The organism is Vibrio makurazakiensis (assembly GCF_050337375.1).
Taxonomy (GTDB): domain Bacteria; phylum Pseudomonadota; class Gammaproteobacteria; order Enterobacterales; family Vibrionaceae; genus Vibrio; species Vibrio makurazakiensis.
The window spans coordinates 1-9,749 of the sequence record NZ_JAKJSW010000166.1; the positions used below are offsets into that span (position 1 = coordinate 1).

11 protein-coding genes are annotated in these 9,749 nt (G+C 42.8%); 2 read left to right on the forward strand and 9 right to left on the reverse strand.

Annotation, left to right across the window (positions count from 1 at the left end; all coding sequences use genetic code 11):
- From L4C33_RS16205 to L4C33_RS16220, 4 genes are all read right to left on the reverse strand, one after another.
- Positions 1-753 (reverse strand): cellulose-binding domain-containing protein (locus L4C33_RS16205; protein ID WP_428813455.1); only part of this gene is annotated, 753 nt, incomplete at its 3' end.
- Between the two features lie 606 nt (positions 754-1,359).
- Positions 1,360-1,770, reverse strand: coding sequence for a hypothetical protein (locus L4C33_RS16210; RefSeq protein ID WP_428813456.1), 411 nt, complete (start codon positions 1,768-1,770; stop codon positions 1,360-1,362).
- A gap of 31 nt (positions 1,771-1,801) precedes the next feature.
- A complete protein-coding gene (locus L4C33_RS16215) occupies positions 1,802-2,470 on the reverse strand; it encodes a YiaD family glycine zipper/OmpA-like lipoprotein (RefSeq protein ID WP_428813457.1) in 669 nt (222 codons plus the stop codon).
- Between the two features lie 137 nt (positions 2,471-2,607).
- Positions 2,608-3,561, reverse strand: a complete 954-nt coding sequence (locus L4C33_RS16220) for a LysR family transcriptional regulator (protein ID WP_428813458.1) — start codon at positions 3,559-3,561, stop codon at positions 2,608-2,610.
- Between the two features lie 147 nt (positions 3,562-3,708).
- On the opposite strand from L4C33_RS16220, the gene L4C33_RS16225 reads away from it, so the two are divergent.
- Together L4C33_RS16225 and L4C33_RS16230 are read left to right on the forward strand one after the other, a co-directional pair.
- Complete coding sequence (locus L4C33_RS16225) at positions 3,709-4,182, forward strand: hypothetical protein (RefSeq protein WP_428813459.1); 474 nt, start codon at positions 3,709-3,711, stop codon at positions 4,180-4,182.
- 140 nt (positions 4,183-4,322) lie between these two features.
- The gene (locus L4C33_RS16230; protein WP_428813460.1) at positions 4,323-4,496 is read left to right on the forward strand and encodes a hypothetical protein; all 174 of its coding nucleotides are present in this window, start codon (positions 4,323-4,325) and stop codon (positions 4,494-4,496) included.
- Between the two features lie 63 nt (positions 4,497-4,559).
- Here the strand turns inward: L4C33_RS16230 and L4C33_RS16235 are convergent, their stop codons facing one another.
- The 5 genes from L4C33_RS16235 to L4C33_RS16255 form a co-directional block, all read right to left on the reverse strand.
- Positions 4,560-5,741, reverse strand: a complete 1,182-nt coding sequence (locus tag L4C33_RS16235; protein ID WP_428813461.1) for an OmpP1/FadL family transporter — start codon at positions 5,739-5,741, stop codon at positions 4,560-4,562.
- A 245-nt stretch (positions 5,742-5,986) separates the two neighbouring features.
- Positions 5,987-7,210 (reverse strand): HlyD family secretion protein, encoded by a 1,224-nt coding sequence (locus L4C33_RS16240; protein WP_428813462.1) that lies wholly within the window; start codon positions 7,208-7,210, stop codon positions 5,987-5,989.
- A 2-nt stretch (positions 7,211-7,212) separates the two neighbouring features.
- Entirely contained in the window at positions 7,213-7,536 is a 324-nt protein-coding gene (locus tag L4C33_RS16245) for an MFS transporter (protein ID WP_428813463.1), read from the reverse strand.
- 259 nt (positions 7,537-7,795) lie between these two features.
- Complete coding sequence (locus tag L4C33_RS16250) at positions 7,796-8,623, reverse strand: SDR family NAD(P)-dependent oxidoreductase (RefSeq protein WP_428813464.1); 828 nt, start codon at positions 8,621-8,623, stop codon at positions 7,796-7,798.
- Between the two features lie 208 nt (positions 8,624-8,831).
- Complete coding sequence (locus L4C33_RS16255; RefSeq protein ID WP_428813465.1) at positions 8,832-9,611, reverse strand: response regulator transcription factor; 780 nt, start codon at positions 9,609-9,611, stop codon at positions 8,832-8,834.
- Positions 9,612-9,749: the final 138 nt, after the last annotated feature.

The window sequence follows — 9,749 nt, forward strand, 5'->3', positions numbered from 1 at the left end:
GTTCAGGATGATAGATGTTGTGCCTGCAAGGTCCACTGCTTGAATAAGGGAGACAAATGCGTTTGTTAACTTAGTTAAGTCAGAAAGATCTTGGCTACTTATGGTGCTTAGCGCCAAAGTAGCGGGTGCATCCAATGATGCGGGGCTTGCTGCTACAAAGTGACTTGGCCAGCCACTTACCTCAAGCCTTACTGGATCCATTGGGTTTGGTAATGAAAGCAATGGAGCTGTACCTGGAGGAGTGTTGTCACAGTTTACGTGCAATGCCCAGCTACCATCACTTCCCGGTGCTGAGGATGTCCACCAATTTGCTTCATAAGCGATATTCTCGTTAACCATGATGTCACCACTTGAAGCATGGTCACCACGCGTCCAATCTGGGTAAACATTAAATTCAGCACAAACACCAACTGCGGGGCCTGGATCAGGAACTGGGTCCGGTGTTGGATCAGGAGTCGGGTCAGGTGTAGGCGTTGGATCCGGCGCTGGATCGGGAGTCGGGTCTGGGTCCGGTGTAGGATTTGGGGTTGAACCACTCACGAGCTTCCATGGTGAGTCCCACTCGTTTGCATAGTTATCAGTTGGGCTTTGCCCTGCATTGACCCACCATTTTGCCTCATAGGTTTGTCCATCAACCGTCACTTGTGTTCCACCTGAATAAGGCTTGGTCGAATCATATGGTTCAGCTGCATATAGATGGCCACTGAGCGCAATACACGCCAAAGTAGCTGCTACTTTGTTCATCCTAAACATAAATATTCCTTTCAGTTTATATTATTTTTATGTCTTACTTTCACGTTAAATAAAGGGGTAGATATTCATTAACCTAGGAAAATAATTACCTAAAATTAAGTTAGCAGTTAGAAAGATTATTATCTGGCAAATTGTCGTTATTTATAAACTTATGCGGTTAATATCACGCCTAATTGAAAGTTTTTGATAAGTTTGTAATTATTGTGAAATAACTTATGTATATGATTTTCCGTGAATATAAATGTGACGCTTATAGAAAATCTTTGCTGAAATGCGGAGGAATGACTTGAAGGGGCGCTAATTCGGTAGTTATCAAATGAAAGGTTTGTAATAACTAACAGCTAATGTGCGCTGCATAGACTCGATGAGTGTAGAAGATCCGAAAGCGAGCTGAGTGGGCTCGCTTTTGTGTTCGGTGAGCTTTCAATATGGCTTATGGATGGTAAACGGACAGAAAATTCCGATGTTAGTCAGTGGATACTTGAACTCTACAAGGACTTAATAGGCGCCAATTTATAGGGAATTGGCACCTATTAAGTGTAATCATTGATGCAGTTTAACTTTGTCCTTTAGTGAGTTCACTTAATAGCAGAATAATGTTGCCTGCTAGCAAGTGATTGTCTTGCGAACTCGATAGTTTTCGAACCAGTAGCCCAGCGTGTAGGTGACAATAATAATATCGGTTATAGCAAAAGGGATGAAACTCGCATTAAGGTGCGCTGTTTCAGGGTTAAAGAAATTTGAAGTGAACAAATACACCATAAATAGCTTTTCGACAAACGAATACAAAATAACTGGCTCTCTCCAGCGACGAACGTAAGCCGATGCTGCTATCAAGGCACCTATTATTCCAACCATGATCCCCCAGTGTCGAAATAAGAACACATAGTTAGAGTCATAAGGCAGATTGTTCATATTTTTGAGGGCAGTTTCAGGGTTTATAGCATAGATGCCAGCATACATAGTGACTAGCCCGCCTATCACTAAAAAAGGCTTTAAGAAGCGATTAAAGAACATATCGAATACTCTCTGAATATTAAAGGGAAGGTTAGTTCAGCGCCAAAATGTTAATTTCGACGCGTCGGTTACATGCTCTTCCTTGCTGAGTAGTATTTTCGCAAATAGGGTAACGTTCACCCATTCCCTGCGTGGCAATACGACCTGATGCGACTTTTTGGCGTACAAGATAATCACCAACAGATTGTGCGCGTTGCTCTGAAAGGGTTTGATTGTTTGAGCCATTACCTGAACTGTCGGTGTGACCTTTTATTTGAAGTCGCGTATCTGGGTATTCTCCAACTATTAACGCAACGCTATTTAACGTTGGATATATATTAGAGGCGAGGTAGTAAGAGCCTGAATCAAAGCCTATGCCGTTTTCCATAATTAGCTGGAGCTCGTTCTCACCTACACGTTTAACCTGGACTCCTGAGTTAACTAACTGTTGGCGTAAAGCTTGTTCTTGCTTATCCATGTAGTAACCCGCGCTACCTCCAATAACACCGCCTGCAGCAGCCCCTCGAAGCGCACGTTTTTTGCGTTCATCGGAGTTATCACCCGTCGCTGCGCCAAGTGCTGCTCCAGCAAGAATGCCAATCATGGCTCCCTTAGTCGCCGAGTTCGTTTCCATTTCTCCGGTCGTAGCGTTCTGTCTTTGCGCCGCTTGGCAACCAGTTAATAAGCTCGCGAGAGTGAGGGCTAGAATCGCTTTGTTCATTTGTCGTTGTCTCTAAGTCAGGGAAAAGGCTTGCTCGGAGAGCGTAAGCAAAGCCGTAAGTGTTGAGTGGACAGATTAAAAGGAATATCAACAAGCTACATCGGTAAAATTACGGCATTAACTAAGATCAGCCGACATTAGCAATCAATAATTTTCGGGGAGAGTTCATCGAGTTTGTGTTGTAGAGATTTTTTAACCAACTTACTCGCATATTGATAGAGCGGGTGAGAGTGGTTTCGCTCTAGGTAGTACATAGCGTGGCTAACATCATTGGGGAGCAATTCACTTAACCAATGTGGCTTAAAACACTGAATAGAGTCGGGGCACATGGAAGCGGCGAGGGTTTCAGTAATAGCAAGAATGTCTGAATGTTCTGCAAGGCAAGTCAGCACAGACATACTGGCTGAGCGATACTTGAATTCAAATTGCTTTGGGTGATGCTTTTCTAAAATAGCATTAAAGTCTGTGAGCCCCGGAACCAAAATTCCGCCTGTTGGATAACAACTAAATTGATCAAGGCTAAAGTTCCCTACATGCCAAGGGTGTTCTTTTCTTGCTATGACAACGGGTTCGCTTTTTGTTAGAGGGACTGAGCGAATGGRCTTTGGAGTGTCTATTGGATAAAAGTTCAGCCCTATGTGCACTTCACCATTTTGAATGGATTCAAGAGTTTTATCGTTCCAGGTGGTGACGTTGAGCTTTGCGTTGGGAAACATTTCAAATACGACCGAGCTGGTTAGTTCTGTCGCTATAGCCTCCAAAAATACGCTAGATACTGCAATGGTCAGCTCACCATCGAATTGATGTGGATCGGAGAATAAGTGAGAGGAGAGGCGGTTATCTAAAATCTCTATGTGTTCGTTGAGGCCGATACCGATCTCATCAGCTCTGTGAGTCGAGTGTAATTCACTCCCAGACATATAGAACAATTTGTCATTGGTAAACTCACGCATTTTACTCAATGTTTGGCTTACTGCCGATTGTGTAATGCCGAGTGCATGAGCGGCTTTTTTCGTGCTTCGGTGAATGTAAATCGCATTAAAAACACGAAGATAGTTCAGGTTGAGTTGTTCATTATATTTTCGATACATATCAATTCTGCTAAGTGTAATTAGTAAAACTAAGTGGTCTTGTGAAGGCTGAATTAGCGTTACTAATAATTCGAATAAGTAGTGTATGAAACTGAGTTTATTTAAAGTTCGGGTCATCGGTTCTTAGAACATTCCTGAAGGTTTCCAATGAAAAAACTCAACATCATTACAGCAACCGCTATCGTGGCATCTATGCTTGTGCCAGCCGCTTCATTCGCAAATGGAGATGAACAGCAATATCACGATGCAGATCCAAGAAATAGTTCAGCAAGAGCCGCTGTTTTTGCTGATGAGCAAGGAGAATTAAAGCTCTTAGCTGGTGGAGGAGCGGGTGGGCTAACCAGCGATATTTCTCAAACGGTAGGGTTTGCCGAATATTACACTCAGTCACATAATGCGAGATTGCGCGCTGCCCACTTTGATCGCTTTGGTGGAATGTATCTCGATGTTTATCATCTAGATGATGCTGCAGGTATGTATACCACTGGTTATATGTTGCCTCTATCAAACAGTGATGGAACGTTGTTTTTTCCTTCATTGAATTACACCTACGTAGATTTTAAAACCAATGATATTGCTGATCTGGCAAATGGGATGGCTGGTCGCCAATTCCTGCAATAACGTCAACCCAAGTAGCGCAAGCATTAGGCGGAGAGGAAGCTCAGCTTGGTTCGGTAAACCTTTATGCATTACATCCATGGAACGACACTCACTTCTCTGTTTTTAACGTCAACCTTGGCTCGTCTTATGGCGGTGTAGATATGAATGTCGCGAATGTGATGTGGTTGCAAGGTATTAAGACCAAAGTGGCGGACAAAAATATCAACATTATGTTTGAGTTTAAATACGACTTTATTGAGTTAAAGAACACCACTGCCGGAGTGATTAACTCGGAAGAAGTGACTGCATCTGTGGGCATCGATTACCGATTCTAACTGTGACTAGTTCGGGGTGTGCAAGCCACACCCCGGTTAAGTGTTTTTCTGAAGATGACTGGTTTAAAAGGTAAGGTTCGCACCAATAAAGTGAATACTTCCTTCAAATTCGCCATAGATTTCAGAAAAAATTGGTTCTCTGCGGTCGATTTCTACGGTACCTAAATCAGCGTATTCATAGAAAATGTCGACACGTGTATCACCCCAGTAAGTGCTAGCCCCTAAAGAGTAACGGTATTGTTCACCGGCCGGTAAGTCGACCCACTGCATTGTAGGGTCATCTTGAGGTGATGTTTCATAGGAAAAGCCAGCTTTAAGTGCCCAGTCAGAATTAAGCCGGTAGTCCGCACCCACTGCAAATTTCCATACGTCACCCCAGTTTCGAGTGATGGCGAGGTTAGGGTCGATCTGGTTCAGGGTATCGTTATAAATTGGGGTTTCTGAAAACTCACTCCATTGGTGAAATTGAATGGACGAGAGAAGTGTTAATTCAGAGGTTAGGTTGTAACTTGCACTTAAATCTGCAATCGCAGGTACTACTAGTTCTGTCCCTACAATTGCTGTATTGCCGCTGGTTAAAGTCGCGGAAATATCATCGAAGTCGTGTACTAGTTTAGAACGGTAGCTTAAACCTAGTGACCATTGATCTGCTTGGTACATTGCACCTAGGTTATAGCCAAATGCCCAATCGGTGCCCATGTCAGATTCAAAGCCAGTCGTCGTTACTTCAATCATTCCATAGTTGATTTGAGCGCCAGCGGCTACAGACCAATTGTCATCGATTTTGTAACTGATATTTGGGTTTAGCTGAAGAGCAGACAAAAAGGCTTTATCTAAGTGATTAGCTGCATCCCAGTTATCACCATATTCCACGGATGAGCCACCCACAGCTCCAAAGTTGATGCCCATATGAACTTGTTCAGTAAGTTGGCGAACATGGAATACACCCACTGATGGCATTAGCGTGTTGGCGCTTGCATCACCATTTGCTGGGTCTAGGCTACCATATTCAAAATCTGTGTAGTCCATCTGGAGATACAGTGCCATGGTGTTTATTGTGGTTTTTTGTTCACCCATGTGGCTCATCGTGGCTGGGTTGGTCCAGCTCGCTGTTGCTGTTTCTGTATATACGCCATCGCCTGCGCCAGCCGTACCTGCATTCGCGCTAACGGCTTCTTGAAGGAGTAAGCCGCTAGCATTAGCAAAAGAAGAGCAAATAAGTAGAGATAGAATTGATTTTTTCATAGTCATCACAAATATCCAGAGTGAGTCAGCCACACTCTTAAACAGAATTGAAATAGGGAGGAAACCTAACTTGCCTTGGGGAAGACGTATCATCCTTGATACCGTTAGGTTTCCAAATTTGTCAGAGTTATTTAGAGCGCGTGAATAACAAGGGTGATTAGGGCAACGAAGAGTATTAGCTTGCTCTTTGTTCGATGCTCTATATCAATGAAATCACACACTTTATGGAACGTATTCATGCTTATCTACATGCTATATAGGAAGTAGATCTGAGCTTTCATACGAATGATAATGCCGCGAATTACGTTCAAAAAGTTCAAGAATGGGATAGGCTTCTCTGCGTTTACCCATGCAAGCCCAACGGCACCAACAGGAATGTCGTAGCCATCTGGTTCAGCAATTCGTAAGCGAACAAAGTGGTGTTTATTCATCACGTTTTTACCTGTTGTAGCGCGTACATTTGCTTCGCGAGCAAGTAGGGAACCTTGTGATTCACCTGTTGCTTCAACAATGCCTTCAACGTGTGCTTTAAACACTTTCCCCGGATAGATAGCGGTTGAGAATTCAGCTTCTTGGCCTACCTTGATGTTTCTAAACGCTTGGTGGTTTATTCGCATCAATACAAATTTTTCGTCGCTGTACATTTTCAAGCGAGGCATCGCACCAACGAATTGGCCTTCACGAGCCATAAAGTTGGTGACATAACCATCAGTAGGCGCATAAATTTTGGTCTGTGATAGATCCCATTCAGCTTGAGCTAACGAAGCTTGCTTGTTGTTGTGGTCGGATTGCTTACTAACAACAGTAAGTTGAGACTTCTCCATTAGGTTTCTATTTTTATCTGCAGTGATAAGCGCTTTGTCGTACTGAGACTCTAAAATCGAAACTTGGCTTTTCGCGATATCAACCACGGTACGTTGTTGATCAAGGTTGCTTTCAGTGACAGTGTTCTTCACCTTAGAGTTCTGATCTACATAACGCTTCAACGTTCTTTTTTTAAGCGTAAGATCCTTGTTTGCAGCTTTAATCTGATTTTTGATGATTTCAATATCTTCTAGGGAAGATTGATAATTTGTATTGGCGATATTGATATCTTGCACTGCCAGTTTGTAAGCTGTTGCTGCAATGTCGACCTGTGACTTCGCTTTCTCAACGGCAATCACATATGAGTCATCAACAATCTCATAAACTAGATCACCACTTTTGATTGCCTGGTTTGGCTCGATATATAGGCGCTCAATGTTGCCCGTTACTCGAGTTGAGCCAGGTCGTAGCTGAATATGAGGAGATTGAACAACAGAGCCGCCTGATAGATCCATTGGCGCCCAAGTAATTAACCCAACCCATACGAACATCATCCACACGCTACCGCCACCATAGGCAAACATTTTGAATGGAGTTCCCCAAGGAACACCAATTAAACGAAGGAGGTAGATAAAAATAGCCCAAACCGCTAAACCTTCTAACATAGTTATTCTCCAGTTTTTTCAGTGTGAGTAGGTGTTGTATCGTGCCAAATGTGGCGAATACGACGGATGCTTTGCTCGGTATCGACGAAAGCGATAATTACCGCAATCACCCATACCCAGTGCCAGATAAAACCTATCCAGGTGAGTACGGTAACAAGCCCCATTTGGCCGTGTTTCTTTTTATCAGCGTGGTGAATTGGCAATTCGTGGAATTTCCAAAATGCATAAAGCGCCCCTATAACGGTGGCAACGAGTGTTATTCCTGCAACAATGTGTAATCCAGTGTCGAATCCAGTTTCGACGAAAGGCATGCTAATTAAACTCATAAAGCTTCCTAAAAAGGGTAAGTAAAAAATTGAGCTAGAGCCTGTTCACTTGTCGTGAACGTGTATCGAAATGTTACGGAGCTAGGGAGGCGAGGGAATCAGTAAAAATACTGCTCCCACTGATCTGAATAACAAAACCATGATCTAAAGAGGGTTAATTGAGGGGCTAGATATAAAAGAGCCAGACAGGCGTCTGGCTCATAGATGGAATTGAGGTTTAATCGTGACAGGGCTTAATGATGACTACGGTAGGTACGTGCTATGCAGGTGTACGATTGATAATTTTAAGCACTAGATTACCGAAAAACTTTTCACCAAAGATTCGTTGCCCCCAGGCCATTAGCTTAGAATCAAGCGTTGTTTGATAACTTAGCTTGGGGCTTTCATCAAACCCAGCTTTGATCATATTGTTTACGGTCGATTTTGGTGTAGAACCCGAATTGTAAGCATTCTGCAGGAAGTTATGAGACTTATTCACAATGGCATCATATGCCTCTAGCGTAGAGGTTTCTTTCATATCCGATAGCTGAATCGCGTCAAACTCAGTTTGAACGCAACCCGGTTCAATCGTTGAAACATGGATACCAAAGCTTTTCACCTCTTGTGCTAACCCTTTTACCATTCCATTGAGTGCGTGCTTGGATGCCGAGTACCATGAGTTCATACTACTTGAAGCTCGTGCAGCGATAGAGGTTGTGAAAATGATTCTGCCGTGCCCTTGTTTTCGCATATGTGGCAGTACTGCTCTTGCCACACGCGCTGCGCCGTAAACGTTGGTATCAAACTGCTGGTGGACTTTATCTATAGGCGTTTCTTCTACAGGGCCAGCAATAGCATAGCCAGCATTAGCGTAGACAATATCGATAGAACCAAGCTCTTGAATCATGGTGTCGACTAGCGCGTTAACGTCGTCTTCACTTCTCACGTCTGTGCTGAATACACTTGCACCTAATGATTCCAAATCGCGCATGTTGTCTTTACGTCYTGCTGCGCAGTACACGCTGTGGTTTTGTTCTAGTAACCTGATCACTAAATCTTTACCGATACCTGAAGAAGCACCGATARCAAGTACATTCTTATGCGACATATGATCGCTCCAATATATTGTTCTTTAATTTTCTACCGAATTACCATGAAAACATAAATATGAATAATTGATAGTGTGTGAAATGAGTGACCTAATTAAATAAAAGAAATAATTAGGTGAAAATTTAAAATAGAGGATATTAGAGAGAAGGTAATCAGTATAACTACTGCAATTGCGTTAATTGCAGTAGTGAATAATAGATCCGAGATTAATTTTCTATGCCGAGACCGTTTCTTAACGCGAATTGCACTAGTTCTGTGTGGTTTTCAAGGTCGAGCAGGTCGAGCATACGATACTTGTGAGACTCAATAGTTCTGGGGCTTAAGAAGAGTTTTTCTGCACATTGTTTAGCCGTGTAGCCTTGGGCAAGTAAGGTCAGAACGGAGCACTGCTTTTTAGAGAGCAATAGCAGCTTCTCGCCTTCATTGGCGTTTTCAGTATGATCTTGTTTGAGGTTACGAGTCATTGTTGAGTGTTGCCAGTAACATAACCATATGTCGCAGAGTAACTTGAGGCGAGTCATCTGAGTGTCTGATAGTGGTGAAGCGTCGTTGTTAAACTTGGAAAAAGACAGGGCTCCCCAGTTTTGGCCAAACAACTCTAAACGCATAATTCCGTGCCAACGACCGCCTTCCGAATGCAATATTTTCAAGGTGTCGATTCGGTGTTTAACCATCTCTTCTGAAGTAAAACTGTGCCAACGAGCTTTCGAACGCAGCAACTTTAAGTACTCAGTGTAATTACCGGGTAAGAACTTTTCTTTTTGAAGTTCAGGTACACCATCTCTCGATACAGAAACGGTCTTACCATCGTTGAGTAGGATCATAGAGTTTGGAAAAAGAGTGAGTCGATCGATTTCAAACCACTCAAGTGCAGAGCGTGCAACGTGACGAAAGGTTTCATCAAAATGTTTAGGCTGGCAGCTGATCAGCGCCGTTGATTGTTCAATAACTAATTCTTCAAAAGAAATTTTTGATAATTCTTCCATTGCAGATAACAAGCCTCACGTTTATATCTTTATTAATAAACTAGCGCCTTAATAGGAGCAAAGTCAACATTGATAAATAAATGAAATGTTTATCATGCAGCAAAAATAATATCCCTTACCATAAATGTGGTATTAAGC

Bases quoted from the DNA above. Each gene is read 5' to 3' on its own strand.
- L4C33_RS16240 (WP_428813462.1), bottom strand. From the start codon at position 7,210: ATGTTAGAAGGTTTAGCGGTTTGGGCTATTTTTATCTACCTCCTTCGT.
- L4C33_RS16210 (WP_428813456.1), bottom strand. From the start codon at position 1,770: ATGTTCTTTAATCGCTTCTTAAAGCCTTTTTTAGTGATAGGCGGGCTA.
- L4C33_RS16215 (WP_428813457.1), bottom strand. From the start codon at position 2,470: ATGAACAAAGCGATTCTAGCCCTCACTCTCGCGAGCTTATTAACTGGT.
- L4C33_RS16245 (WP_428813463.1), bottom strand. From the start codon at position 7,536: ATGAGTTTAATTAGCATGCCTTTCGTCGAAACTGGATTCGACACTGGA.
- L4C33_RS16235 (WP_428813461.1), bottom strand. From the start codon at position 5,741: ATGAAAAAATCAATTCTATCTCTACTTATTTGCTCTTCTTTTGCTAAT.
- L4C33_RS16230 (WP_428813460.1), top strand. From the start codon at position 4,323: ATGAATGTCGCGAATGTGATGTGGTTGCAAGGTATTAAGACCAAAGTG.
- L4C33_RS16255 (WP_428813465.1), bottom strand. From the start codon at position 9,611: ATGGAAGAATTATCAAAAATTTCTTTTGAAGAATTAGTTATTGAACAA.
- L4C33_RS16225 (WP_428813459.1), top strand. From the start codon at position 3,709: ATGAAAAAACTCAACATCATTACAGCAACCGCTATCGTGGCATCTATG.